We start from the raw sequence: 26,849 nt of genomic DNA, 5'->3' as shown, positions 1-26,849 counted from the left end.
TAGGTAATTTCTCGTTTTTACATTTCCGGCGCTGCCGGAGATGCGGTATCGCTGTGCCTTTAAATAGCCCTCCTCCTTGTTAATCCATTAACAGGGCAGGCATCGTTCACCCTGGAAAAAATTATGAAAACCATAACAACCTCCATCGCGGCATTATTCCTCCTGACAGGGTGCGATAATGCGCAAACATCTGCTCCCCAGCGCCCCCTCCCGGAAGTGGGTATAGTCACCCTTATGAGCCAGCCGGTGTCGGTCGTCAGCGAGCTGACCGGCCGCACCACCGCCGCCATGAGCGCCGAAGTGCGCCCACAGGTCGGCGGCATTATCCAGAAGCGGCTATTTACCGAAGGCGATACCGTTAAAGCCGGGCAAGCCCTGTATCAGATTGATCCCTCAAGCTATCGCGCGGCTTACGATGAAGCCGCAGCGGCACTGAAACAGGCGCAGGCGCTGGTAACAGCCGACTGCCAGAAAGCCCAGCGCTATGCGCTGCTGGTGAAAGACGACGGCGTATCGCGCCAGGATGCAGAAGACGCGAAATCCACCTGTGCGCAGGACAAAGCCAGCGTGGAGTCGAAAAAAGCCGCCCAGGAGAGCGCACGCATTAACCTCAACTGGACGACCGTCACCGCGCCGATTGCCGGGCGTATTGGGATCTCTTCCGTCACGCCAGGCGCGCTGGTCACCGCCCAGCAGGACACCGCGCTGGCCACCGTTCGTGGTCTGGACAGCATGTACGTTGATTTAACCCGCTCCAGCGCCGACCTGCTGCGCTTACGCAAACAGACCCTCGCCAGCAACAGCGACACCCTGAGCGTATCCCTGTTGCTTGAAGACGGCAGTACCTACAGCGAAAAAGGCCGCCTGGCGCTGACCGAGGTCGCAGTCGATGAATCGACCGGCTCGGTTACGCTGCGCGCCGTCTTCCCGAACCCACAGCATTTGCTGCTGCCGGGGATGTTCGTCCGCGCCAGAGTGGATGAAGGCATCATGGACGATGCGATCCTCGCGCCACAGCAAGGCATTACCCGCGATGCCAAAGGCAACGCCACCGCACTGGTCGTTGATGCCAGCAACAAAGTGGAACAGCGTCAGCTGGAAACGGGTGATACCTACGGCGACAAATGGCTGGTGCTGAGCGGCCTGAAAGCCGGCGATAAACTGATTGTCGAAGGCACCGACAAAGTCGCTGCCGGTCAGGAAGTGAAAGCCGAAGAGATGAAAGCCAACGGAGGAAACGCCTGATGTTTTCCCGTTTCTTTGTGCGTCGCCCGGTATTTGCCTGGGTGATCGCCATTCTGATTATGCTCGCGGGGATGCTGGCGATCCGCACACTGCCGGTTGCGCAGTACCCGGACGTCGCTCCGCCGTCGATCAAAATTTCCGCCACCTATACCGGTGCATCGGCACAGACGCTGGAAAACAGCGTCACTCAGGTCATAGAGCAACAGCTGACCGGGCTGGATAACCTGCTCTATTTCACCTCCACCAGCAGCTCGGACGGTTCGGTCAGCATTAATGTGACCTTCGAACAGGGAACCGACCCGGACACCGCGCAGGTTCAGGTGCAGAACAAAGTCCAGCAGGCGGAATCACGCCTGCCGACCGAAGTGCAGCAATCTGGCATCACCGTCGAAAAATCGCAGAGTAACTTCCTGCTGATCATGGGCGTGTACGATAAGACCGACACATCCAGCAGCTCCGATATCGCCGACTGGATGGTCAGTAACATGCAGGACCCGCTGGCGCGTGTTGAAGGCGTGGGTAGCCTGCAGGTGTTTGGCGCTGAATACGCCATGCGTATCTGGCTCGACCCGGCGAAGCTGGCCTCTTACTCGCTGATGCCGTCCGACGTGCAAAGCGCGATTGAAGCGCAGAACGTGCAGGTCTCTGCCGGTAAAATCGGTGCGCTGCCGTCATCAAACGCCCAACAACTGACCGCCACCGTGCGCGCCCAGTCGCGTCTGCAAACGGTCGATCAGTTCAAAAACATCATTGTTAAGAGCCAGTCCAACGGCGCGGTCGTGCACATAAGCGATGTTGCTCGCGTGGAAATGGGCAGTGAAGATTACACCGCGACCGCAAAGCTGAACGGCCACCCGGCAGCGGGTATGGCGGTGATGCTCTCCCCGGGTGCCAACGCGCTGGATACCGCCACGGCGGTGAAGAACAAAATCGCTGAATTTAAACGTGCGATGCCGGAAGGCTACGACGTTGCCTATCCGAAAGACAGCACCGAGTTCATCAAGATCTCGGTTGAGGACGTGATCCAGACGCTGTTCGAAGCCATTATCCTCGTGGTGGTGGTGATGTACCTGTTCCTGCAAAACATCCGCGCCACGCTGATCCCGGCGCTGGCCGTGCCGGTAGTGCTGCTGGGTACGTTTGGCGTCCTGGCGCTGTTCGGTTATTCCATCAATACCCTGACGCTGTTTGCGATGGTGCTGGCGATAGGGCTTCTGGTGGATGACGCCATCGTGGTGGTGGAAAACGTCGAGCGTATTATGCGCGACGAAGGGTTGCCCGCCCGCGAAGCCACCGAAAAATCGATGGGCGAAATCTCTGGCGCGCTGGTCGCCATTGCGCTGGTGCTTTCCGCGGTGTTCCTGCCGATGGCGTTTTTCGGCGGCTCCACCGGGGTTATCTATCGTCAGTTCTCGGTCACCATTATTTCGGCAATGATCCTCTCGGTCGTGGTGGCGCTAACCCTGACGCCAGCGCTCTGCGGCTCGGTACTGAGCCACACCCCACCGCACAAAAAAGGTTTCTTCGGCGCGTTTAACCGCTTCTACAGCAAAACCGAACGCGGCTATCAGAACAAGGTGCTGGGCGCACTGCGCCGCTCCGGCGGGATGCTGGCTATCTACGCCTTGCTTTGCGGTGCGATGGGGCTGGCGATGCTGAAACTGCCGGGCAGCTTCCTGCCAACGGAAGACCAGGGCGAAATCATGGTGCAGTACACCCTGCCAGCAGGGGCAACAGCCGTGCGTACCGCAGAGGTGAGCCGCCAGGTGCGCGAATGGTTCCTCAACAAAGAGAAAGCCAATACCGATGTCATCTTTACCGTTGAGGGCTTTAGCTTTAGCGGTAGCGGCCAGAATGCCGGGATGGCGTTTGTCTCGCTGAAAAACTGGTCTGAGCGTAAAGGCTCTGAGAACACCGCCCAGGCGATTGCCCTGCGTGCCACGCAGGAGCTGAGCACCATTCGTGATGCCACCATTTTTGCCATGACGCCGCCTTCGGTCGACGGCCTGGGGCAGAGTAACGGCTTTACCTTCGAGCTGATGGCGGCCGGTAATACCGACCGTGAAACCCTGCTGAAAATGCGTAACCAGCTGATTGGCGAGGCCAATCAGGATAGCGACCTGCACGCTGTGCGTGCCAACGATCTGCCGCAGATGCCGCAGTTGCAGGTGGATATTGATAACAACAAAGCCGTGTCTCTGGGGCTCTCCCTCAGCGATGTGACCGACACGCTCTCAAGCGCCTGGGGCGGGACCTACGTGAACGACTTTATCGACCGGGGTCGCGTGAAAAAGGTCTATATCCAGGGGGACAGCGATTACCGCGCCGTGCCGTCCGATCTTAACAAATGGTATGTCCGCGGCAGTGACAGCACCATGACGCCGTTCTCTGCTTTCGCCACCACCCGCTGGGAATATGGCCCGGAAAGCCTGGTGCGCTACAACGGCTCGGCGGCCTATGAGATTCAGGGCGAAAACGCCAGCGGCTCCAGCTCCGGTACTGCGATGAGCAAAATGGAACAACTGGCCAACAACCTGCCATCCGGTACGACATGGGCGTGGAGCGGCCTGTCGCTGCAAGAGAAACTGGCGAGCGGCCAGGCGATGAGCCTGTATGCCCTCTCCATTCTGGTGGTGTTCCTGTGTCTGGCCGCGCTGTATGAGAGCTGGTCAGTGCCGATTTCGGTGATCATGGTTATCCCGCTTGGCGTACTGGGGGCTACAGTGGCAGCCACCCTGCGCGGCCTGAACAACGACGTTTACTTCCAGGTGGCGCTGTTGACCACCATCGGCCTGTCGTCGAAAAACGCCATTCTGATTGTTGAATTCGCCGAGGCGAAAGTGGCTGAAGGGTATTCCCTGACCCGCGCCGCCATACGCGCCGCCCAGACGCGTCTGCGCCCAATCATCATGACCTCGCTGGCGTTTATTGCAGGCGTGACGCCGCTGGCCGTGGCAACCGGTGCAGGGGCCAACAGCCGCGTGGCGATCGGTACGGGCATCATCGGTGGGACGCTCGCCGCAACGCTGCTGGCTATCTTCTTCGTCCCTTTATTCTTTGTACTGGTGAAACGTCTGTTCTCCGGTAAGCACGCAAACCGGAGGCCATAATGTTTCGTGTATCTGTTTTAGTGTTAGCGCTGCTGAGCGCAGGCTGTGTCTCGTTAGACCCAACTTATCAGCGCCCTGACGCGCCCGTCCCGGCGACATTGCCGGGTGCACACGGTGAAGCGACTGCCGTGGTCAGCCAGTGGCAGCAGGTGATGAACGACTCGCGCCTGAAAAGCGTGGTGACGATGGCGCTCAACAGCAACCGCGACGTGCAAAAAGCGATTGCGGATATCGACGCCGCCCGCGCCCAGTACGGTGAAACCCGTTCGACACTGTTCCCGACGGTGGACGCAGAACTGAGCCACACCCGCAGCCGCACGCTGGCAAGCGGTGTGACCACCAGCGACGAAGCCAACGGCGCGGTATCCAGCTTCGAGCTGGATCTGTTTGGCCGTAACCAGAGCCTCTCCCGGGCGGCGCGCGAAACCTGGCTTGCCAGCGAATTCACCGCCCAGAACACCCGCCTGACGATGGTCAGCGAGCTGACGACAGCCTGGGTTACCCTCGCCGCCGATAACAGCAACCTGGCGCTGGCGAAATCAACAATGGAGAGCGCCGCAAATTCGCTCAACATTGTGAAGCGTCAGCAGCAAGTCGGCGTCGCGGCAGCCACGGACGTCAGCTCAGCAATGGCGGTTTACCAGCAGGCGCGAGCCAGCGTGGCGAGTTATCAAACCCAGGTGATGCAGGACAAAAACGCCCTTAATCTGCTGGCGGGCGCGACCGTACCGGATAACCTGCTGCCCGGCACGCTGGAGAGCCTGAGCGATAACGCCATCACCCTGATCCCGGCAGGCGTCAGCTCGAGCACACTGCTGCGCCGCCCGGATATTCAGGAAGCCGAACATAACCTGCTGAGCGCGAACGCCAATATTGGCGCAGCGCGCGCCAACTTCTTCCCGACCATTTCGCTCACCGCCAGCGCAGGTGTGGGCAGCGATTCGCTGTCGTCCCTGTTCAGCCACGGCATGAAGGTCTGGTCGTTCGCGCCATCCATCACCCTGCCGCTGTTTAGCGGTGGCAACAACATGGCGCAGCTGCGCTACGCTGAGGCCGAGAAAAAAGGGCTGATTGCCACCTACGAGAAAACCATCCAGAGCGCGTTCAGGGATGTGGCCGATGCGCTGGCGCGTCGCGAAACGCTGAGCGAGCAGCTTGATGCCCAGCGTGAATACGTGGCCGCCGAGCAAAAAACGCTGGATGTGGCAATGCGCAGCTATCAGGCCGGCGCGGGGGATTATCTGACGGTGCTCACCGCGCAGCGGTCGCTGTGGTCGGCGCAGGCATCGCTGATTTCATTACAACAAACCGACCAGGAAAACCGCATCACCTTATGGCAGTCGCTGGGTGGCGGTCTTTAGTATGGTTCGCCGGGCGGCGCGAAGCTTGCCCGGCCTGCGGGACAGATTAATATGGCAAAACTCTCGTTCTCATTTGCGGCCATTCTTGGCCTGCTGACGGCCATCGGGCCATTGTGCTCTGATTTTTATCTTCCGGCGCTACCGGAGATCGCCACGCATCTGCACACCTCCACCACGCTGACGCAGCTTTCGCTGACCTCGGCGCTGATTGGCCTGGGACTTGGGCAGCTCTTTTTCGGCCCGCTGAGCGATCGCATGGGGCGTAAAATACCGCTCCTGATTTCGCTGCTGCTGTTTGTGATGGCCTCTGTGCTGTGCGCCACCACGCAGAATATCTACGCGCTGATCGGCTGGCGGTTCGTCCAGGGCGTTGCCGGGGCGGGCGGCTCGGTTCTGGCGCGCTCTATCGCCCGCGATAATTATCACGGCACGATGCTGACGCAGTTCTTTGCCCTGCTGATGACGGTTAACGGCATTGCACCGGTGGTATCTCCGGTGCTTGGGGGCTATATCTCGTCACACTTCGACTGGCGGATGTTGTTCTGGGTGATGGCCGGTGCGGGTCTGGCGCTGCTGATCACCAGCCAACTGTTTATCCGTGAATCACTCAGCGAAAAATCCGGCGCGGGATCACTGCTGGGCACGGCGAAAACGGTGCTGAAAAACCGCCGTTTTATGCGCTTCTGCCTGATTCAGGCCTTTATGCTGGCGGGCCTGTTTTCCTATATCGGTGCCTCCTCGTTTGTGTTGCAAAACGAGTATGGCCTGAGCGCCATGCAATTTAGCCTGCTGTTTGGCGTAAACGGGATTGGGCTGATTATTTCCGCGCTGATTTTTTCACGCCTGGCCCGCCGCCATCCGTCGGAAGGGTTGATGCAAATGGGTCTGGTGCTGGCCGTTGCCACGGCAGCATTAACGCTGCTCTTCGCCTGGATGCACCTTTCAGCGCTTGCGCTGATCGCGTTATTTTTTACCGTCGCGTTTAACAGCGGGATCAGCACCATTGCGGGCTCAGAGGCCATGAGCGCCGTCGAGTCCCGCGAGTCGGGCACGGCATCGGCCATTCTGGGGATGCTGATGTTTTTGTTCGGCGGGATTGCGGCACCACTTGCCGGGATTGGTGGAGAAACTATGCTGAAAATGAGTATCGCCGTGGTCGTCAGCTATAGCATTGCACTGGTAATCGGTACTCATACGCGCGAATGAGTAAATTCATACTTTCGGCTTGAGTCGGAACGGTGAATGTAACTATATATTTCAGGTGAAACATGTGACTCAATGACGGAGGTTTCAATGAAATCTGCACACCTTTTTTGCCTGATCGTCTGCCTGCTGTTTGCTGCGTTCGTCCATGCCCAGGAAGAAGAAAGCCCGGCCAAGGATGCGCAGATTAAGCAGCAGGTGCTCAAAGACATCAAGAAAACCTGCACACCACAGCGAAAGCAGAGTGATAAAGAATGGCAGGATATGATTTTGTCATCCGAGGCAAATCAGCTGCTGGTGAAAAACGCCATTACGGCGGTGAAGCGCGACAATCTGGATGGCTACTGGGCGGCAGTCGGGCAGATTGATTGTATGGAAGATTATTAAGCGTGAAGCCTGAGCTTCACGCTTTTTTTTAGCGCTTACGTATATCCGGAATGATTAAATCGCCGCGTAAGACGTAGGATCCAAGCATCTGTGTTTTCTCGTTCAGCCAGGCCACAATTCTCGCTGCCATCGCATCCATCGAATACTCAATGGCCGGGATCACCGGGATACCCGGCAGGTGCAGCGAGCCGGCAAGGCTGAAGACCATAATGTCGTCCGGTACGGATTTATTAAACGCCTGCAACTGCGGGATAACGCGCTGGGCTTCTTGCTCATCAGCCACCAGCAGCGCGTTAAAATTCAGCGTGGTGGCGTTGTTGAGCAGCTCCTGAAGCGCAACGGAAGAAGAGGTTGCCTCCATAAAGACCAGATTACGGTTAAAGGGCAGGAAGTTTTTCTCCAGCGCGTGCTTATAGCCCAGCAGCACCTGGTCGGCAAAACCGCTACCCTGCGGCTGGATCAGCGCAATCTGCCGGCGCCCCTGGCTGGTGAGGTAGTTACAGGCGGTTTCGGCGGCGAAAGCATGATCAAACTGAATGCTGTTGGCGTTATCGGTTTCCATACAGTCGACCAGAATGACGTTTTCCATGTCGATATCCAGCGGGAAACGCGCGCCAATCACCAGGATGTCATCACATAACCCGCAGGAGAGCTCTTCAAGGGCGTGCATCACTTCCGCTTTGGTATGCGCAAAGCGCAACAGCAGGTGTTTTTGATGCTGACTGAGATGTTTTTCCAGCGCGTAGAGATAACCCGTGGTCTGGTTAATATTCTCCTGCGCACAAATCACGCCAATACAGCCCGTAGACTGGCTCAGCAGCGACTGTGCAATCACATTCGGCCGGTAGTTCAGCTCTTCCACCGCTTTCAGAACGGCCAGACGGCTGGCTTCCTTTACGCCACGCGACCCACTCAACACCCGTGATACCGTGGCTTTGGACACCCCGGCCAGACGTGATACATCGTTGATTGTAGACATCTCTCTCCCCTGACAGGCAACAACCCGCACCTGTAAAATCCATAACCGCTACGGCTCACATTATAGCCAGAATGGAGTATATCCGTTTCCTATTTTCATGGAAACCGATTTTCCGTTTCCACTCAAAATGAGGTCTTAATCGCCAAATTCTGTGACACAGATCGTGGTAACAAGCCCCATAAGCACCGCTTCTTGATGGCTGTCACATTTCTTTCTTTTATAAATGGAAACCGGTTTCCGTATGATGTCCAATCATCCTCGCAATAACTTTTTACATTTAGAGGATGGTTGTCGATGTTCAAGATTATGCTGTGCTGCTCTGCCGGGATGTCCACAAGCCTGCTGGTCAGCAAAATGGTCGATGTCGCGAAAGAACGTGGTTTGCCGGTCAAGATTGATGCGTACGGGGTTTCCGAATTTGATACGCAGTTTCCGCAGTACCAGGTTGTACTTCTCGGACCGCAAGTGAAATACATGTTACAGACACTGTCAGACAAGGCGGCTACGCAAGGTATTCCGGTACAACCCATCGACATGATGGACTACGGGATGCAACGTGGCGATAAAGTACTGGACTATGCACTGTCGCTCATCGAAGCGGCACACTAAAAGGTGTTCACATGAGTTCGTTATATCAATCAATGGTCGCGGTTATTGAGCAATCTATTACCCCGCTGGCGGCGAAGCTCGGACAGCAGAAGTATGTGATTGCGATCCGCGACGGCTTTACCGCCGCCCTGCCGTTCATGATCATCGGCTCGTTTATGCTGGTGTTCATCTTCCCGCCGTTCTCAGCGGATACCACCAACAGCTTCGCCCGCGGCTGGCTGGATTTCTCCCAGACCTACCGCGAACAGCTGATGCTGCCGTTTAACCTCAGCATGGGGGTGATGACCTTCTTCATTTCGGTGGGGATTGGTGCGAGCCTGGGGCGTCAGTTTAACCTCGACCCGGTGATGTCCGGCCTGCTGGCCTTTATGGCGTTTCTGCTGGTTGCAGCACCGTATGCCGACGGCAAAATCTCTACCCAGTATCTGTCTGGTCAGGGGATTTTCACCGCGCTTATCACGGCGATTTACTCTACCCGCGTGTATGCCTGGCTGAAGCAGAACAACGTGACCATTCGCCTGCCGAAAGAAGTGCCAACCGGCGTGGCGCGTTCGTTTGAAATTCTGATCCCGGTGATGGTGGTCATCGGCACGTTGCACCCGCTGAACCTGTTTATTGAAGCGCAAACCGGGATGATTATTCCGCAGGCGATTATGCACCTGCTGGAGCCGCTGGTCTCTGCGTCTGACTCCCTGCCTGCCATTCTGCTTTCTGTGCTGCTGTGCCAGATCTTCTGGTTCGCGGGTATCCACGGCTCGCTGATTGTCACCGGCATCATGAACCCGTTCTGGATGGCAAACCTGTCGGCAAACCAGGCGGCACTGGCTGCTGGTGCGGCGCTGCCACACGTTTATCTGCAAGGTTTCTGGGATCACTACCTGCTGATTGGCGGTGTAGGCTCGACGCTTCCGCTGGCGTTCCTGCTGCTGCGTAGCCGCGTAACGCACTTGCGCACCATCGGAAAAATGGGCGTTGTGCCAAGCTTCTTTAACATCAACGAACCGATTCTGTTCGGCGCGCCAATCATCATGAACCCGATGCTGTTCATCCCGTTCGTGTGTGTTCCGCTGGTAAACGCCTGCCTGGCCTACGGCGCAACGAAACTTGGCTGGCTGGCACAGGTTGTGTCGTTAACGCCGTGGACCACCCCCGCGCCAATTGGTGCCTCATGGGCGGCGAACTGGGCGTTAAGTCCGGTGGTGATGTGCGTCGTCTGCATGGTGATGTCCGCGCTGATGTATTTACCGTTCCTGCGTGCTTATGAGCGTTCACTGCTCAAAAACGAAGAGCAGAAAGCTCAGGCAACCGTGGGTGCCGCTGAAACAGCAAGCAATTAAGTCAAAGAGGAAGCGTCATGAAATATTCATTTCCCGAGCATTTCTGGTGGGGCAGCGCAAGCTCCGCTCTCCAGACCGAAGGGACAAGAGAGGGTCAAACCACATGGGATTACTGGTTTGCCCGCGAGCCGAACCGTTTTCACAATGGCGTGGGGCCGCAGCAGACCTCCACGTTCTATCAGCACTGGAAAACGGACATTCAGCTATTAAAGCAGCTGAACCACAACAGCTTTCGTACCTCGATTAGCTGGGCGCGCCTGATCCCCGACGGTATCGGTGAAGTGAACCCACAGGCAGTCGATTTTTATAATCAGGTCATTGATGAGCTGATTGAACAGGGCATTACGCCGTTTATCACCCTGTTCCATTTCGACATGCCGATGGCAATGCAGGAGATCGGTGGCTGGGAAAACCGTGATGTGGTGGAAGCCTATGCCCGTTACGCGCAAATTTGCTTCGAGCTGTTTGGCGATCGCGTGCTGCACTGGTTTACCTTCAACGAACCGATCGTCCCGGTTGAAGGCGGTTATCTGTACGACTTCCATTATCCGAACGTGGTGGATTTCCGCCGCGCGGCAACGGTGGCGTACCACACGGTACTGGCTCATGCGCAGGCCGTTCGCGCTTACCGAGCGGGCCATTACGCGGGGGAAATTGGCATTGTGCTAAACCTCACACCATCGTACCCGCGTTCACAAAACCCGGCCGATGTGAAAGCGGCGCACATTGCGGATCTGATGTTTAACCGCAGCTTCCTCGACCCGGTGTTACGCGGCGAGTATCCGGCCGACCTGGTGACTCTGCTGAAGTCCTACGATCAGCTTCCGGCCTGTAAACCGGAAGACAGCGCGTTGATTGCAGAAGGGAAAATCGACCTGCTCGGCATTAACTATTATCAGCCGCGTCGCGTGAAGTGCCGTGACAGCGCGGTGAACCCACAGGCGCCCTTTATGCCGGAGTGGTTCTTTGATAACTACGAAATGCCAGGCCGCAAGATGAACCCTTATCGTGGCTGGGAAATCTATGAACCCGGTATTTACGATATTCTGGTTAATCTTCGCGACAATTACGGCAACCCACGCTGCTTTATTTCTGAAAACGGTATGGGTGTCGAAAATGAACAACGCTTTATTGAAAATGGCCAAATAAACGATCAATACCGCATTGATTTTATTTCCGGGCATTTAACCTGGCTGCATAAAGGTATTAGCGAAGGGTGTAATTGTCTTGGTTACCATATGTGGACATTTATTGATAATTGGTCATGGTGTAATGCCTATAAAAATCGCTATGGGTTTATCCAGCTCGATTTAGATACGCAGCAACGCACCGTTAAAAAGAGCGGTGAGTGGTTTGCCGCTACCTCGTTAAATAATAGTTTCGATAAATAGAGAAAGAGATGATGGTTGCCTTAGAAGAAGCCGTAATGGAAATCATCGTCAATGCTGGTCAGTCGCGCAGCCTGTGCTTTGAAGCACTGCACGCTGCGCGTCAGGGCAACCTTGACGAAGCCAAAAACCTGCTGCGCGAAGCCGATGGCTACGCGCGCCAGGCACACAAGATGCAAACCAAACTGATCGAGCAAGATGCGGGCGAAGCCCGCCAGCCGATGACGTTAATTATGGTGCACGCCCAGGATCATTTAATGAATTCCCTGCTGGCGCGTGAATTATCCGAAGAAATTATTCATTTATACCAGAGATAGCTTATGGCGAAATAAAGTTAATGTAATACCTCTGTACCTGAAAATATAAATCACTCTGTTTCTGATGATAGCGACATATTCTGTCAAATCGGAATGGGATGGTTATTGTCTGAATAAAATGTAAATTAATAGAGATGACAATGAAAAATATTAAAAAACTTCCATTAACAATGGCGGTTATCGCCGCGCTTTGCCCAATTTCTGTCCTCGCACAAGAATTCACGCAGGAGCAAATCGACGCCATTGTGGCCAAAGCGGTGGATAAAGCCCTGGCAGACCGTCAGGCCAAAATGGATGCGGCGGTGGCGAAAAAGGTCGACGTGGTGACTGAGCCGCAAAGCGCGGCGCAATCCCCGGATATGGCTATCCCGTTCGGCATCAAATTTACCGGCTACGCCCGCTACGGCGCGCACTTCCAGGCCGCCGATCAGAAATACGTGGCGGTGGATGGCTCCTACAACGGCGCATCCGCGATTGGTCGTCTGGGTAACGAAGGCAACGGCGGTGAATTCCAGCTTTCTAAAGCCTTCAAGGGCGAAAATGGCGCCATCTGGGACATCAACGTGATGATTGACCACTGGAGCGACGAAGTTAACCTGAAAAAAGCCTACGCGGGGGTGACCAACATTATGGCGTCTAACCCTAACGCTTATTTCTGGGCAGGTCGTGACTTCCACCAGCGCCCGCAACAGGGCATCAACGACTACTTCTGGATGAACCACGACGGCCAGGGCGCCGGGGTGAAAAACTTCGATATCGGCGGCGTGCAGTTTGACGTCGCCACCGTGGCGGCAGTGGAATCCTGTAGCCCGGAAGTGATGGCAGACGAAGCAAACCCATCGCGCATCACCTGTACCGGCGGCTCCGGCACGGGCGACAAAGGTAACTACGCGGCCACCTCAAAAATCCACGGCATGAAGGTTGGCCCGCTGGATCTGGAGCTGTACGCCAACTATGGCTTTGACTCCAAAGCGGTTGAAAGCGATAAGCGTCTGAATGCCTGGCAGGGCGGCGTGGTGCTGAGCCACACCAATGACAGCGGCGTAAACAAAGTGATTGCCCGTTACTCGGATAACTCGGACAACAGCGTGTTTAACAAAACCGAGGATCTGACCACGGTGTACGCCAGCTTCGAAGGGCTGTACAAATTCACCCCGCAGACCCAGGTGGAGTACATCCTTGCCTTCCACGACTACGACAATAGCCGCGACAAGGGCGATAACCGCAAAAACTACAACGCCATTATTCGCCCGATGCACTGGTGGAACGACGTTCACTCCACCTGGCTGGAAGCGGGCTGGCAGCACGTTGATTATGACAATGGCGGCGATAACAAAGGCTGGAAGCTGACCCTGTCGCAGAACATGTCTATCGCCATGGGGCCAGAGTTCCGCCCGATGCTGCGTTTCTACGTGACCGGCGGCAAAGTGGATAACGAACACACCGCTCGCGTGAATAATACAAAAGACGAAACCCTCGACGACTTCAACGTCGGCGCAATGTGGGAAGCGTGGTTCTAAGATAAAAGCAAAACGGCAACGCAAGTTGCCGTTTTTAGTGTTTGCTCCCTCTCCCCGTGGGTGTACGGTCCGGGGACATAGTGAACACTTGTTCGGGGACATGGTAGACACTTACAACTAAGGCATAAGAACCCGTTTATGGAGTCGCTTATGTCCTGGGATGCGAGAGATACCATGTCATTACGTACCGAGTTTGTTTTGTTCGCCTCGCAGGACGGGGCGAACATCCGTTCCCTCTGCCGTCGCTTCGGCATTTCACCTGCCACCGGCTATAAGTGGCTTCGCCGCTGGGCGGAGGAAGGGGCCTCCGGCCTTCAGGACCGCCCGCGCATACCGCACCATTCCCCGAACCGCTCATCTGACGACATCACTGCCCTGCTGCGTATAGCACATGACCGCCATGAACGCTGGGGCGCACGCAAGATAAAGCGCTGGCTGGAAGACCAGGGGCACACCATGCCCGCCTTCAGCACCGTCCATAACCTCATGGCCCGTCACGGTCTGCTGCCGGGCACTTCACCGGGCATTCCCGCCACGGGACGGTTCGAACATGACGCGCCGAACCGCCTCTGGCAGATGGATTTTAAGGGCCACTTTCCCTTTGGAGGCGGCCGCTGCCATCCGCTCACCCTGCTGGACGACCACTCCCGATTTTCCCTGTGCCTGGCGCACTGTACCGATGAACGGCGCGAGACCGTGCAGCAGCAGCTGGTCAGCGTGTTTGAGCGCTACGGCCTGCCGGACCGGATGACGATGGACAACGGTTCTCCGTGGGGAGACACCACCGGCACCTGGACGGCGCTGGAGCTGTGGCTGATGCGTCTGGGTATCCGGGTGGGGCACTCCCGGCCGTATCATCCGCAGACGCAGGGTAAGCTGGAGCGTTTTCACCGGAGCCTGAAGGCAGAAGTGCTGCAGGGGAAGTGGTTCGCGAGCGGGGGCGAACTGCAGCGCGCCTTCGACCACTGGCGGACAGTCTATAACCTTGAACGCCCGCATGAGGCGCTGGATATGGCGGTACCGGGGTCGCGGTATAAGCCGTCAGAGCGGCAGTACAGCGGCAACACCACGCCCCCGGAATACGACGAGGGCGTGATGGTCAGGAAAGTGGATATCAGCGGAAAGCTGAGCGTGAAAGGGGTAAGTCTGAGCGCAGGCAAGGCGTTCAGGGGAGAACGGGTCGGGCTGAAGGAGATGCAGGAAGACGGCAGCTACGAGGTGTGGTGGTACAGCACGAAAGTGGGGGTGATCGACCTGAAGAAAAAGTCGATCACCATGGGTAAAGGATGTTAAAAAGTGTTCACCATGTCCCCGAACACCTGTCTACCATGTCCCCGGAACGTACAGTGGGAGAGGGCCGGGGTGAGGGCATCAGGTCGCACACAACCATGCTATGCTGTTGACCGAATTAACGACAACATAGCAGGGGAGAACATGGGTTCCACACGTAAAGGGATGCTGAACGTTCTGATCGCCGCCGTTTTATGGGGCAGTTCAGGGGTTTGCGCGCAATACATCATGGAGAAAAGCCACATTTCTTCGCCTTACCTGACCATGGTTCGCCTGCTGTTTACCGGTGTTATCCTGCTCACGCTCTCCTTCGTTCACGGCGACAAGATTTTCTCGGTCATCAAAAATCGCAAAGATGCCATCAGCCTGCTGATTTTCTCGCTGGTTGGCGCGCTCACCGTGCAGCTCACCTTCCTGCTGACGATTGAAAAATCCAACGCCGCCACTGCCACCGTGCTGCAATTCCTGTCGCCGACCATCATCGTGGCGTGGTTTGCGCTGGCGCGGAAAAAGCGTCCGGGGATATTTGTGTTGTCCGCGATTATGACGTCACTGATCGGCACGTTTCTGCTGGTGACCCATGGCGATCCCACCTCGCTCTCCATTTCGCCTGCGGCCCTGTTCTTCGGGATCGCTTCGGCCTTTGCCGCCGCGTTTTACACGACGTATCCGTCGACGCTGATTGCCCGCTACGGCACGTTGCCGATTGTCGGCTGGAGTATGTTGATTGCCGGGTTAATGCTGGCGCCGTTCTACGCCGGGCGCGGAACAACGTTTGTCATTGATGGCAGCCTGCTGCTGGCGTTTTTCTATCTGGTCGTGATCGGTACAGCGCTGACGTTCAGCCTGTATCTGAAAGGCGCACAGATGATTGGCGGGCCGAAGGCGAGCATTCTGAGCTGCGCCGAGCCGCTGAGCAGCGCATTGCTGTCTGTCATCTTGCTGGGCGTGGCGTTCACCCTGCCGGACTGGCTGGGCACGCTATTGATTGTGTCGTCGGTGGTGTTGATTTCGATGGATTCGAGAAGACGGGTGAAGACCTCGGCGTAATTCAGGAATAATAGTGATAGCGGCACATCAGGATGGTAATGGCGCTATCCGTTACGCCATAAACAAGGCGATCAGTATCGTTTATCCGGCGTGACCAATAGCCGGAAAGGTTGCCTTTTAGCGGTTCCGGTTTGCCCAGTCCGTCGAAAGGATGGCGCTTCGCATCTTCAATCAGCTTGTTGATTCTGCGAAGCGTTTTCTTGTCCTGCTGTTGCCACCACAGGTAATCATCCCAGCCGTTATCAGTCCAAATCAGAAGCCTGGTCATCTATCAGATCCCTCTGTGTGGTTTTTCCCGTATTTGCCTGAGCGATTGATTCCATCAGTCGGCTGGCGTTGGCAGGCGAGCTCATCAGATGGATGGTTTCCATCATCGAGTTATAGTGCTGAAGAGACATGACAACTGCATCCCCACCGTTGCGGCGGCTGATTATTGTCGTCTCCACATTTTCATTCACATCATCTAACACATCTTTGAGCCGGCTTCGGGCTTCAGTAAAAGTCACAACCTGCATACTGCCTCCTGTACAAGTTACGGTACAAGTATATCGCCGAAGTGACTATTTATCAATCAACGTGCCTTAACCTTCCCCGCCACCAGCAATGCCGTCAACAGCATCAGCGTGCCGGAAATCACCAGCGGTGAGGTCAGCCCCAGATGATCCAGCGCAATGCCGCCGACCGCCGCACCACAGGTGTTCGCCAGCTGGATCACCGCCACCTGAATCGACCCGGCTTTTTCGGCCTGATCGGCAAGCGTTCGGGTGATCCACGTCGACCAACCCACCGGGATCAGCGCAAAGGCAAAGCCCCAGATAATCGCAATCGCCGACGCCACCCACTTATCACTGCCCCACAGCACCAGCACCGCTGCACTTATCGCCAGAACCAGCGGGGCACCCGCCAGCGCCACCTTCAGGGAGCGTTTCAGGAACTGGGATGAGAGCGACGTACCGACAAAGCTGGCAATACCGAAGCTCAACAGCACCAGCGTCAGGCCATCCACATCAAACCCCGCCATGGTCATAAACACCGGGCGGATATAGGTAAAGAAGGCAAACTGCCCGGCAAAGGCCATAAAGATGGCGCTCATCCCCGCCAGCACGCCCGGGCGCTTGAGCAGGCTGAACATGTTCTGTTTATGATGCGCCGCTTCACCCGGCAGGGACGGCAATGCTTTCCACACCCAGATAATGCACAGCAAACCCATGACTGCCGCCGCGTTAAACACATTTCGCCAGCCGATAATCCCACCGAGGAAACTGCCCAGCGGCGCGGCGATCACCAGTGCGATAGACACGGCACCAAAGATAACGGACAAGGCTTTAGGCACCGTGCGCGCGGGCACCAGGCGCATGGTGAGAGATGCCGACATTGCCCAGAAACCGCCCAGCCCTAACCCCAGACAGGCGCGCCCAAGCAGCAGCAGGGTAAAGTTATTGGCAAAAGAAACCAGCAGGCAGGAGAGCGTCAGCAGCACGCTGAAAAGGATAACCACTTTGCGGCGGTCAATCGTGCCAATCACCTGGGTGATAAACAGGCTGGCGAACATCGCCACAAACGCAGTTACGGTAACGGACTGCCCCGCTACACCTTCGGAAATACCCAAATCCTGCGCCATTGGCGTCAGCAGGCTGACCGGTAAAAACTCGACGGTAATCAGGCAGGCAACGCAGAATGCCACGGAGAAAACCGCCGACCAGTTCGGGCGTGAAACCTCTTTGGTCTGCGGTCTGGTCGTGGGCTGGATATGTTCGGTCATGGCGTCACCTGAAGATAAATGTGCGGAAAAGCTGCGCAGTTTATCATCAAAAGTGTGACGGATTTAACGTTTTGACAACTTTCGCAGCTTTTTTTGCCGGGCGGCGCTGCGCTTGCACTGGCCTACGGGGTTTGTAGGCCCGGTAAGCAAAGCGCCACCGGGCAAAATTACCCGCGAGCCTTAAGGGCGGCATTGGCTAATCCGACAATCCACTCCTGGTGGCCGTTAATCATCGGGTTCGGCACGGTACGCGCTAATTCCTGTGCCGGAACGCCTTTTTGTGACTCCTGGGTCAGGATGCGCACGCGGTTGCCGGGCAGGTCTTCAAACAGCCATGCGTGGATCACGTCCAGACGCGAGTTCGCCTCTCCTTCCACCCAGCCGTGCCAGGCGATACGTGCCGCTTCACCGTCAACCGGCGGCACATATTCCGTCACCTGCGCTTCAACCGGGAAGCCAAAGGTGGTGAAGCGGAAACGGGCGTTGGCACTCAGTTCAGGACCACTGCCGTCATGGAAGCGGATATCTTCAGCGTTGCTGTAATAGCCCGGCCACAGAGTCGTGTCGTTAAGCTGCGCCCAAATGTCTTTGGCGCTCAGCCCGGCGACGATGATTTCGTTAGATGCAAAGTTATCGGTGGTGCCTGGCAGATAGTCGTTCGGCCAGATAATCGCGGATTGTTTCATGGTTCACCTCGTCATGTTGTTGATGAGGTGATGTTGCGCTCGCGAGTGGTATAAATCTAATGATGATACTTTATACTCTTCATCACGATTCGTGATATCAGTGCAGGTAAAACACGCCCTCTTGCGGCAAGAAGAGCTGATTGTAGCGCAGCTGGAAGGCATTAAGTTCCTGCGGGTCTGGCTCCATCTCGCGCATAAAACCCAGCGCGAGGCGGATTTGCGCATCGGTAATCGGTGCCGCCAGGCGGGCTTTACGCAGCAGCCGGTGCCAGGTGTGCAGGTTCTCTTCGCTGCCGTTGACGATACAGACCTGCCAGATCAGCAGCACCTGCGCCGCGTTTTGCAGATGGGCTTCGTCCGGGCGCTCAAGGTAGCGGATAAACTCATTGCCGGGCGTTTTACCAAACTGATCGATCATCGATTCTACCGGCACCAGGGTGATACCCAGACGCTCGCTTAAACGTTTGATCGCGCGGCGGGAATCAGAGGTCAGGATACGAAATCCGACCACGAACACCACCGCGAGGGTTGCCAGCATTATCCAGACCATGCGTTCTCCTTAAATAAGCCGCTCATCATATCGGGAAACGCGCAGCGTCAACAGCAGGCAGCGCCATAATAGTGAACTGAAAAGAGGTGGAAAATCGTCATGAAAGCAGATCTGCGCACGCTGGATCTTAACCTGTTGAAAGCACTGGATGCCCTGCTGGACGAGCGCAGCGTCACCCGAGCCGCGGCGCGCCTTGCCCTTACGCAGCCTGCGGTGAGCGGGATGCTAAACCGCCTGCGCGATTACTTCGACGACCCGTTGTTTATCCGCGCCCCACACGGCATTGTGCCAACCACCCGCGCGGAAGCGCTGGCCGCGCCCATCAAGCGCATTCTTGCGGATATCGATGTGCTGTTGCAGCCCGTCATTTTTGACCCGCTCACGGCGAGCATCACCGTGACCCTCGCCGCCACCGACTACGCCCTGCGCGCGGTGATCGTACCGTTTATTGCCGCCCTTAAGGTGCAGGCCCCTCACATCCGCGTGCGCGTGGTGCCGGTAGAGCCGGAGCGCCTCGTCGCCCAGCTTGAGCAGGGGAAAATCGACCTCGCCCTGCTGACGCCGCACACCACACCTGATGAGCTCCACAGCCGCGCGCTTTATGATGAACGGTACGTCTGCATGATGCGCGCCGATCACCCGGATGCGGGCAAACCGCTTTCACTTGAGCGCTTTTGTACTCTGGAGCATGTGCTGGTGTCTTATGAGGGCGAAAGCTTCCACGGCGTGACCGACGATGCGCTGGCAAAGGCCGGGCGCGAGCGACGCGTGGGATTATCGGTGAGCAGCTTCCTGGTGCTGCCGGAGGTGCTGACCATCAGCGATATGATCGCCGTAGTGCCGCAGCGCATGGCCGAAAACCGGGCGGATATGTTTGTGTGTGACACGCCTGTTCCGGTAGCCGGATTCACCAAAAGCATGGCCTGGCACGGACGCACGCACCGTAACCCGGCGCAGCAGTGGCTGAGGGAGTTGTTGCTGGAGACGAGCGGGCGGCAATAAATTGAAACCGGTAATATTTGTATTTATAAGAGCAATGGATAAATAACATTGCTCAATAATATTGACATTAGCAATGATTAACGTCACTCCTCTGCTTATTATCTTTTCCATTAATTTTATTTCAGACCCCGCATTGGATTTTAAATAAAATTACCTCAAAAGACTTTAGCTTTGAGAGTTTTATCACAAGATTCACACACCCTTTTCATTAAGTTAGAGAGAAAAATAATAATCAGGGACTGGGAAGATATTAAATGTCAGTAGATGAACGAATTAGACCCACCTCAGGGACAGCCATAATGCCTGGAGGGGTAAGACAACTTACGATAGGCGAGATCGCGCTGTCTAAAACACTTTTCGGTGGAAGTCTCAATTACAGTTTAATTTGGGTACATCGTGAAAGCCATCTCCCCTTTAACCTTCAACCTGTAGATGTTGCAATGACGCCCAACGGTGAACTTTGGTTCAGAGAGGAAACATATTCACCAGACTTCTCATTAGAACAAGATCTAACAAAAAAGCTTAGATTCATGCATGAAATGGTTCATGCATGGCAATCACAAAAAGGAATGTTTGTCAGAACACGAGGCATGTTTTCCCGGTTTGCAGATTATAGTTACAGCTTAGATAAATCTCATTTTCTTCATTACGGCTTAGAGCAACAAGCATCAATAGCCAGCGATTATTGGCTATTACTCAATTACGGTTTTGAAGGTAATAAAGGGTTATATGAATATCTTGATTATACTCCTGACGAATCTATTTACACCTTGATTCATAAATATCGTTCTGCCATGAATGGGTTCCCTGGATGAAAAGGTTAATCGTTGCTTCGTTTACAGTCCTTCTTTCTGGCTGCCCAGGCGGTAAACCAGCTCCTGCGCACCGTAGTGTTTTTATTCAAGCTGGCACCATCTGCTTTAGTGTGAACAAAACAGATATACTAAACCATTATAATGTTTACTACTCACCGAAAGGTAAATACACGGTTATCGCAGCAAAAGATAACATTCAATTATCTTACCCTAAAACATGCATCAACGTTAAATTAGAAAATGGTTATCAGTATAATATTTACTATGGCCTCAATGGTAAACAATACACTGATGCATTCTTTATTGATAAAGATGGAGGATTATAGATATGACACTGCCAGCATATTTATTTTTATACGATGACCATGGAGTGCAGGTCAATAGCGACTGTCAGGCTCCAGGTAGAGAAGGGGCGATTGAGGTTTTGAATAGTAGCTACGGTTTAAGGCAAAGTGTTGATAGTTTTACGGGAAGCATGACGGGAACGCGACAGCATGACCCGATAAAAATTCATAAGCAATTAGATAAAACAAGTCCCTTCTTTGCTATTGCCGTTTGTGAATCCAGACGATTACAGAAAGCCGTACTTAAATATTATGAAACTTCAGAGGCGGGATTTGAGGTAGAAGTTTATAGCATTACGCTGAAAAGCGTAGTTATCTCCTCTGTCGATTTTACTCATATCTACTATCCGGGAAGCTCTGTGCCAAATATGCATGAAGTTATAGGGCTAAGATTTAGAGAGATTGAATGGAACTACCATAAAGGAAATATAAAGTATGATGATGCATGGATAAAGCCGTCAAAGCAGCAAGAAAATAACAGATAAATCAGTTGAGATTTAAATGATATGCGCCTTAGCGGCAGGCATAAAAAAGCCCGGCATCACACCGGGCAAAACGTTACCTGCACACTCAGGCTGCTTTCAATTTCTGCTTCTGTGCGCGGTTTTCGCGGCGGATCTTACGCTCTTCCAGCACCGCGACCATCGCCATCAGGACGATACAGCCAATGGCTGCTGCATCCAGCGCGGCAAAGGTGCCTGCCCAGCCGGTGAGGCCGAAAATCGGTGTGCCGTCGGCGATCATCCCCAGACCGAGCTTGGCGAAGCTGTCGCCAATCAGGTACGCGAAGGTGCCCTTAATTCCATCGGCAGCGCCGATCGCTTTTTTCGGCACGAAGCCGACGGCGGCTACGCCGATCAGCAGTTGCGGGCCAAACACCAGGAAGCCAAGCGCGAACAGCGATGCGAGGTAAACGTACTGGTTGCTGGCATGTTGATAAACACCAAGGGTCGCGATGATCAGGGCCAGCGCCACGCAGGCCACCAGCGCACGACGGCCATTGGCAAGGTCAGAAAGCCAGCCCCACAGCAGCGTGCCGACCAGCGCGCCCACTTCAAACAGGGTAAAGCCCTGGATCGCGACTTCTTTGGAAAGCTTCAGCTCCTGGAAGGCATACACGGTAGACCACTGGTCGATACCAATACGCACCACGTACAGGAAGATGTTTGAGAAACATAACAGCCAGATCACTTTGTTTTTCAGCACATACTCAACAAAGATCTGCCATTTGGTCATCTCGTTTTCTTCGGTCTCTTTGTCCTCTTCGCTGATCTCCTCGTCAAACAACTCTTCAGCTTTACCAAGGCCGTAAGATTCCGGGGAGTCGCTGCCAAAGCGCAGGCCGATAAAACCGACAATCAGGGCGATAATCGATGGGAAGATAAACATGCCGATCACGTGCCCGTCGAACAGATAGTTAGCACCGAACAGCGCCACGCCAGCCGCACCCGCCCCCCCGAGGTTGTGGGAGATGTTCCACATGCCAAGATACGACCCACGCTTACGACGCGGCGTCCATTTGGTGATGGTGGAATAGCTGCACGACCCGCCGGTACTCTGGAAGAAACCGCTGAGTGCGTAGAAGGCGATCATCAGGAACAGGCTGACCGAGCCAGTGCCCATGCTGGCGCTAAAGCCGAGCATACAGATGGCGGAGAGGATCAGCATAAACGGCAGGAACTGCTTGGTGTTTTTGCCGTCGGCGTAATAGGAAACCAGCGTTTTACCCACGCCGTAGGTGATGGAGAAGCCCAGGCCAATCATCCCCAGCTGCGTCATGCTCAGCCCGTAGGTCGAGATCATGTCGTTCTGCGCGATGTTAAAATTCTTGCGGATCAGGTACATGGTCAGGTAGCCAATAAAGACCACCAGGTAGGACTGCATGAAGGGTTTGAACCACATTTTGCGCCGCACATCGAGCGGCAGATCCAGGGTCGGCTTACGTACCTGGTTTAAGAAGGCCAGCATGGTTTGCTCCTGAGCTGATTTTTATACCTGCGAATGGCAGGCATTGTAAAAATCAGCCGGGAGAGACGCCTGAGATACCGTCCAGGTGAAACCGGGAAAATTTCCTGGTTTTGCACCACTCGGGGCGAAAAGGTGAAGCGCATCACATCACACTGGTTTCGCGTGGGGCCTGAGCGTTTAAAAATGGCAGCAACAGCAGGGCAGAAATCCCCGCTGCAATGGCGATCACCGCAAAAAAACCGCTCCAGTGCCAGATGTCGATCACCCGTGCCAGCGGCCAGCCGGAAAGCGATGCCCCCAGGTAAGCAAACAGCCCGACAAAGCCCGTTGCCGCGCCTGCCGCCTCTTTGTGCGAGCACTCTGCCGCTGCCATACCGATCAGCATCTGCGGGCCGAACACGAAGAAACCGGTGGTGAAGAAGCACGCCGCCTGCATCACGTAGCTGGCAAACGGCATCAGCCACAGCGAGCCGACCGAGAGCAATATCCCGGCGGCGAAAATCAGGTTCATCGGGCCACGGTTGCCGTTAAACAGCTTGTCCGAACCCCAGCCCGCCACCAGTGCGCCGATAAACCCACCCAGCTCGAACATGGTCACTGCCGAGTTCGCCGTTACCAGATCCACGCCGAGCGTTTCGGACATATACAAATTACCCCAGTCGTTGATCGCCGCACGCACCACGTAGACCAGCACGTAACAGAGCGACAGCAGCCAGATATAGGGGTTCTTCAGCACATATTTGGTGAGGATCTCTTTGCGGGTCAGCCCTGCGCCTTCCTGCTGTTGGGCGATTTCCATTTCGTCGTGCCGCCAGTCGCCCACCGCAGGCAGCCCCACGGTCTGCGGCCTGTCGCGCAAACGCCAGCACAGGAATACCCCGGCAAGTATTGCCAGGCCGCCCGCAATCATCATTCCCGCCCGCCAGCCGTAGTGCAGCGCCGCCGCACCCACCACAATCGGGATCAACGCGCCGCCAACGTTATGCGCGGTGTTCCATATCGCCCACCAGCCACCACGCTCGTTGCGCGAATACCAGGTGGTGAGCAGGCGGGCGCACACTGGCGCGCCCCAGCCCTGGAAAAAGGCGTTCAGCGCCCACAGCAACGCAAAGGCCCACAGCGAGGTGGAAAAACCAAACAGGATATTCACTACCCCGGTGGCAATCAGCCCGAAGCCCATAAAATAGCGGGCATTAGAGTGGTCGCTGACAATACCGGAGAAGAACTTCGACAGGCCATAGGTGATGTAAAACAACGTCGCCAGCAGGCCGATATCGGTGCGCACCATCACGCCGCTGGCCAGGATTTCGGGTGCTGCGGCGTTAAAACTTTTGCGGGTGAAGTAGAACAGGGCGTAACCGAGCCAGATGGTTGCCAGGATATGGCGTCGCCAGTAACGGTAGCGGGCGTCGATTTCTGCTTTATCGCTTATAGGGGTGGCGTTGGCAGGCGTTTTAAACATGGTGAGTCCTTATGCGTAACGCAGCGGCAAGCTGACGCTAACGCGCGTGCCGTGGGTGCAGGAGAGGGTCAATGTCCCGCCGAGCGCCGTTACGCGTTCGCGCATCCCCGCAAGGCCAAAACCCTGCTGGCCCGAACCCGGAGGCAGGCCGCAGCCATCATCTTCAATCACCAGCATCAGACGTTCATCCTGCTGCCAGCCCTGTAGGGTTACCGCGCTGGCGCTGGCGTGCTTAACAATATTGTTCAACCCCTCCTGGCAGACGCGAAACAGCGTGACGCGCTGGCCTTCGCTCAGCCCTGGCTCATGGATGCGCCAGTCGAGATGGCTGACAATTCCGCGACTTTCCAGCTCCATCTCGCGCATCAGGGAACGCACGGCCTGCTCAAGGGAAAGGTCGTCCAGCTGACGTGGACGCAGCCGCCCCAGCAGGCGGCGAACCGAATCATACACCCCGAGCGAAAGCTGTTCGATATGCGCCCCTCCCTGCTTCACGCCCGCGTTTTCCGCCGCCAGACGCTGAACAATGCCCGCCTGGGTGCGGATGGCGGTAATGGTCTGGCCGATATCGTCATGCAGCTCACGCGCCACCTCCTGTCGTACAGTCTCTTCGGTTTCCAGCAGGCGTTCTGCCAGACGACGGTTACGCGCCAGCTCGGTTTGCAGGGACTGGTTCAGTTCACGAAGACGCTGAATGCCCGCCCCAAGCAGCAGCCCGGTCAGGCTTTGCGCCAGCAGAGAAAGGAGTAAATCTACCGGATGATCGTGCCAGGTCTGGCTCGCAATCAGGGCAATGGCGTTCATCAGTGTGGCGATCAGCGCCCCCTGCCAGCCGTAATGCCAGGCAAGCGCAATGATCGGCAGCGCCAGACAAAACGGTGTAAAGCGCGAAAGCTCCGCAGGCAGGCCGAGCTGCAACCACAGGCTCACGACGAATAACAGCAGATACCAGATGAGATGCCGCGCGCGCCAGTTTACCGGCTGAGACACCAGCGCCGGGCCGAGCGGCTGCCAGACGGTGCTGGTGAGGTAATGCCAGATAACCAGGCAGGTTGGCGCGAGCGTCAGGCCGCCAGTGAGCGTCAGCAGCAGCGCGTTGAGCATCTCTTTTTCACCCATCCACGGCAGGGACTGGAGCAGCGCGGCGGCAATCAGCGCCGCCCCCTGACGCAACAGCGTGCGCCAGTCGCGCTGGTGACGGTATCGGGAGATAAGTGCAACCGGGATAAGCGCGAGCACGCTGCCGGAAATCAATAAGGGCAGATGCGCCAGCGCCACTTCCTGCGCCAGCCACACCAGCATCAGCCACTCAGCGCCGAGCAGCACCGGCCAGTAACCGCGCGGGCATTGCAGCATCAATCCCAGACGCAGGCCGAAGGGGAACAGCAGCACCGCCAGCGCCGGGCGTTCAACCAGATGCAGGCTGATACTCCACAGGCAAAACCAGGCGGCAGAGAAGATAAAAAAACTGGCGACCACGGCAATCAGCCGCGAGAAAACGGGACTCATTGCCAGGTATCAAACATGCGGCGCGCCAGCTCGACATCGTTGCTGACGCCGAGTTTTTCCATCAGGTTGGCACGGTGGACGTGGACGGTTTTGGGTGACAGATCCAGATCAGCTGCAATCTCTTTTACCGACATTCCCTGAGCAAGCTTCTCCGCCACCTGGCGTTCGCGTCGGGTCAGCGGATCCTGGCGTCCTGCCGCCAGCTTGATGGCAATATCCGGCGTCAGGTAGCAGCCGCCAGTGGAGACGGTGCGTACGGCGGCGATAAGTTCGTCCGGGCTACAGCGTTTGGAAAGGAATCCGCGCGCCCCCGCGTTAAGCGCCTGTTCCACCAGCGCCGGGCTGTCGTGAACCGAAAGCATGATGGTCGCCATTCCCTTTGGCAGCTGGGTTAACAACTCCAGCCCTGAGAGATCCGGCATTGAGATATCGCAGATACAGACCTGCACCCCGCGCCCGGGCAAACCGGCCAGCGCCTCGCGGCCAGAACCAAACTCGGCCACCACCTGAAAATCAGGTTCAAGGTTCAGAAGCTGAGCAAATCCTGAGCGGACGATAAGGTGGTCGTCGATAAGGGCGATAGTGGTCATGGCGCGTTCCTGGCGGGCGGATAAAAAAACGCGCTTACCTTATCGATAAGCGCGTGGGTGTTCAAGCAATGAGCGATTTATTCGAAGAACACCGCAATTTTGTTAAACATAGTGGGATCGGACTGGTTGCGTTCCACTTTGGTGACATCTTCCAGCTTATCGATCTGCGCCATCATCTGCTCCAGACGCTGATCGTCGTTAACCAGTAGCCAGATGCGGCTGTGTTCGCTGCCCTGAATCGGCAAGCAGAGAATGCCTTCTACGTTAAACGCGCGACGGGCAAACAGCCCACAGACGTGGGTCATGACGCCAGGGTGGTTACGGACGGTGAGTTCCAGAATGACGTTATCATGTTGTTTCTGCAT

27 protein-coding genes are annotated in these 26,849 nt (G+C 55.9%); 16 read left to right on the top strand and 11 right to left on the bottom strand.

Translation table 11 applies throughout. From position 1 onward, the window contains the following. Positions 1-123 precede the first annotated feature (123 nt). The 5 genes from HV107_RS10465 (at position 124) to HV107_RS10445 (ending at position 7,306) form a co-directional block, all read left to right on the top strand. Positions 124-1,245 carry an efflux RND transporter periplasmic adaptor subunit gene (locus tag HV107_RS10465; protein WP_182063132.1) on the top strand — a complete coding sequence of 374 codons (1,122 nt, stop codon included), beginning with the start codon at positions 124-126 and terminating at the stop codon, positions 1,243-1,245. After that, on the top strand, positions 1,245-4,355 hold the full coding sequence (locus HV107_RS10460; protein ID WP_182063131.1) for an efflux RND transporter permease subunit: 3,111 nt from the start codon (positions 1,245-1,247) through the stop codon (positions 4,353-4,355). Before HV107_RS10465 ends, HV107_RS10460 begins: the two co-directional genes overlap by 1 nt. Continuing rightward, the gene (locus HV107_RS10455; RefSeq protein WP_182063130.1) at positions 4,355-5,716 is read left to right on the top strand and encodes an efflux transporter outer membrane subunit; all 1,362 of its coding nucleotides are present in this window, start codon (positions 4,355-4,357) and stop codon (positions 5,714-5,716) included. Before HV107_RS10460 ends, HV107_RS10455 begins: the two co-directional genes overlap by 1 nt. Before the next feature lie 51 nt (positions 5,717-5,767). Continuing rightward, complete coding sequence (locus tag HV107_RS10450) at positions 5,768-6,922, top strand: multidrug effflux MFS transporter (protein WP_182063129.1); 1,155 nt, start codon at positions 5,768-5,770, stop codon at positions 6,920-6,922. A gap of 87 nt (positions 6,923-7,009) precedes the next feature. Continuing rightward, positions 7,010-7,306, top strand: a complete 297-nt coding sequence (locus HV107_RS10445; RefSeq protein ID WP_182063128.1) for a YicS family protein — start codon at positions 7,010-7,012, stop codon at positions 7,304-7,306. Positions 7,307-7,334: 28 nt separating this feature from the next. On the opposite strand, the gene HV107_RS10440 is transcribed toward HV107_RS10445, so the two are convergent. Next, positions 7,335-8,285, bottom strand: a complete 951-nt coding sequence (locus HV107_RS10440; protein WP_182063127.1) for a LacI family DNA-binding transcriptional regulator — start codon at positions 8,283-8,285, stop codon at positions 7,335-7,337. A 294-nt stretch (positions 8,286-8,579) separates the two neighbouring features. On the opposite strand from HV107_RS10440, the gene HV107_RS10435 reads away from it, so the two are divergent. The 7 genes from HV107_RS10435 (at position 8,580) to HV107_RS10405 (ending at position 15,796) form a co-directional block, all read left to right on the top strand. Next, entirely contained in the window at positions 8,580-8,894 is a 315-nt protein-coding gene (locus tag HV107_RS10435; RefSeq protein WP_023333974.1) for a PTS sugar transporter subunit IIB, read from the top strand. An 11-nt stretch (positions 8,895-8,905) separates the two neighbouring features. Beyond that, entirely contained in the window at positions 8,906-10,231 is a 1,326-nt protein-coding gene (locus HV107_RS10430; protein ID WP_182063126.1) for a PTS sugar transporter subunit IIC, read from the top strand. A 17-nt stretch (positions 10,232-10,248) separates the two neighbouring features. Further along, on the top strand, positions 10,249-11,622 hold the full coding sequence (locus HV107_RS10425) for a glycoside hydrolase family 1 protein (protein WP_182063125.1): 1,374 nt from the start codon (positions 10,249-10,251) through the stop codon (positions 11,620-11,622). An 11-nt stretch (positions 11,623-11,633) separates the two neighbouring features. Continuing rightward, positions 11,634-11,936, top strand: coding sequence for a PTS lactose/cellobiose transporter subunit IIA (locus HV107_RS10420; protein WP_014068296.1), 303 nt, complete (start codon positions 11,634-11,636; stop codon positions 11,934-11,936). Between the two features lie 140 nt (positions 11,937-12,076). Continuing rightward, positions 12,077-13,456 carry a carbohydrate porin gene (locus HV107_RS10415; protein WP_182063124.1) on the top strand — a complete coding sequence of 460 codons (1,380 nt, stop codon included), beginning with the start codon at positions 12,077-12,079 and terminating at the stop codon, positions 13,454-13,456. 138 nt (positions 13,457-13,594) lie between these two features. Further along, positions 13,595-14,749: an IS481 family transposase gene (locus tag HV107_RS10410; RefSeq protein WP_182059390.1), complete on the top strand. Its 1,155-nt coding sequence runs from the start codon at positions 13,595-13,597 to the stop codon at positions 14,747-14,749. Positions 14,750-14,890: 141 nt separating this feature from the next. Continuing rightward, positions 14,891-15,796: a DMT family transporter gene (locus HV107_RS10405; protein WP_182063123.1), complete on the top strand. Its 906-nt coding sequence runs from the start codon at positions 14,891-14,893 to the stop codon at positions 15,794-15,796. A 1-nt stretch (position 15,797) separates the two neighbouring features. On the opposite strand, the gene HV107_RS10400 is transcribed toward HV107_RS10405, so the two are convergent. From HV107_RS10400 to HV107_RS10380, 5 genes are all read right to left on the bottom strand, one after another. Beyond that, a complete protein-coding gene (locus tag HV107_RS10400) occupies positions 15,798-16,064 on the bottom strand; it encodes a Txe/YoeB family addiction module toxin (protein WP_182063122.1) in 267 nt (88 codons plus the stop codon). Continuing rightward, entirely contained in the window at positions 16,039-16,311 is a 273-nt protein-coding gene (locus HV107_RS10395; RefSeq protein ID WP_182063121.1) for a type II toxin-antitoxin system Phd/YefM family antitoxin, read from the bottom strand. The genes HV107_RS10400 and HV107_RS10395 overlap by 26 nt, the downstream gene beginning before the upstream one ends. Positions 16,312-16,367: 56 nt before the next feature. Next, on the bottom strand, positions 16,368-17,558 hold the full coding sequence (gene nepI, locus HV107_RS10390; protein ID WP_182063120.1) for a purine ribonucleoside efflux pump NepI: 1,191 nt from the start codon (positions 17,556-17,558) through the stop codon (positions 16,368-16,370). A 167-nt stretch (positions 17,559-17,725) separates the two neighbouring features. Further along, positions 17,726-18,244, bottom strand: coding sequence for an SRPBCC domain-containing protein (locus HV107_RS10385; RefSeq protein ID WP_182063119.1), 519 nt, complete (start codon positions 18,242-18,244; stop codon positions 17,726-17,728). Between the two features lie 97 nt (positions 18,245-18,341). Then, entirely contained in the window at positions 18,342-18,794 is a 453-nt protein-coding gene (locus tag HV107_RS10380; protein WP_182063118.1) for a DUF1198 domain-containing protein, read from the bottom strand. Positions 18,795-18,893: 99 nt separating this feature from the next. On the opposite strand from HV107_RS10380, the gene HV107_RS10375 reads away from it, so the two are divergent. The 4 genes from HV107_RS10375 (at position 18,894) to HV107_RS10360 (ending at position 21,440) form a co-directional block, all read left to right on the top strand. Next, the gene (locus tag HV107_RS10375) at positions 18,894-19,796 is read left to right on the top strand and encodes a LysR family transcriptional regulator (RefSeq protein WP_182063117.1); all 903 of its coding nucleotides are present in this window, start codon (positions 18,894-18,896) and stop codon (positions 19,794-19,796) included. 254 nt (positions 19,797-20,050) lie between these two features. Further along, positions 20,051-20,611 (top strand): type IV secretion protein Rhs, encoded by a 561-nt coding sequence (locus HV107_RS10370; protein WP_182063116.1) that lies wholly within the window; start codon positions 20,051-20,053, stop codon positions 20,609-20,611. Beyond that, positions 20,608-20,937, top strand: a complete 330-nt coding sequence (locus HV107_RS10365) for a putative T6SS immunity periplasmic lipoprotein (RefSeq protein WP_182063115.1) — start codon at positions 20,608-20,610, stop codon at positions 20,935-20,937. The genes HV107_RS10370 and HV107_RS10365 overlap by 4 nt, the downstream gene beginning before the upstream one ends. A 2-nt stretch (positions 20,938-20,939) precedes the next feature. Continuing rightward, positions 20,940-21,440: a type VI secretion system tube protein TssD gene (locus HV107_RS10360; protein ID WP_182063114.1), complete on the top strand. Its 501-nt coding sequence runs from the start codon at positions 20,940-20,942 to the stop codon at positions 21,438-21,440. A gap of 85 nt (positions 21,441-21,525) precedes the next feature. Here the strand turns inward: HV107_RS10360 and uhpT are convergent, their stop codons facing one another. From uhpT to ilvN, 5 genes are all read right to left on the bottom strand, one after another. Then, a complete protein-coding gene (uhpT, locus tag HV107_RS10355; protein ID WP_182063113.1) occupies positions 21,526-22,923 on the bottom strand; it encodes a hexose-6-phosphate:phosphate antiporter in 1,398 nt (465 codons plus the stop codon). Between the two features lie 142 nt (positions 22,924-23,065). After that, a complete protein-coding gene (locus HV107_RS10350) occupies positions 23,066-24,385 on the bottom strand; it encodes an MFS transporter (protein ID WP_182063112.1) in 1,320 nt (439 codons plus the stop codon). A 9-nt stretch (positions 24,386-24,394) separates the two neighbouring features. Next, a complete protein-coding gene (uhpB, locus tag HV107_RS10345) occupies positions 24,395-25,894 on the bottom strand; it encodes a signal transduction histidine-protein kinase/phosphatase UhpB (RefSeq protein WP_182063111.1) in 1,500 nt (499 codons plus the stop codon). Next, positions 25,891-26,484 carry a transcriptional regulator UhpA gene (gene uhpA, locus HV107_RS10340; protein WP_182063110.1) on the bottom strand — a complete coding sequence of 198 codons (594 nt, stop codon included), beginning with the start codon at positions 26,482-26,484 and terminating at the stop codon, positions 25,891-25,893. Before uhpA ends, uhpB begins: the two co-directional genes overlap by 4 nt. A 77-nt stretch (positions 26,485-26,561) precedes the next feature. Further along, on the bottom strand, positions 26,562-26,849 hold the full coding sequence (gene ilvN, locus HV107_RS10335) for an acetolactate synthase small subunit (protein WP_182063109.1): 288 nt from the start codon (positions 26,847-26,849) through the stop codon (positions 26,562-26,564).

Origin of the sequence: Enterobacter sp. RHBSTW-00175, assembly GCF_013927005.1 — a bacterium.
GTDB lineage: Bacteria > Pseudomonadota > Gammaproteobacteria > Enterobacterales > Enterobacteriaceae > Enterobacter.
This window is presented reverse-complemented; position numbering and strand designations above follow the sequence as displayed.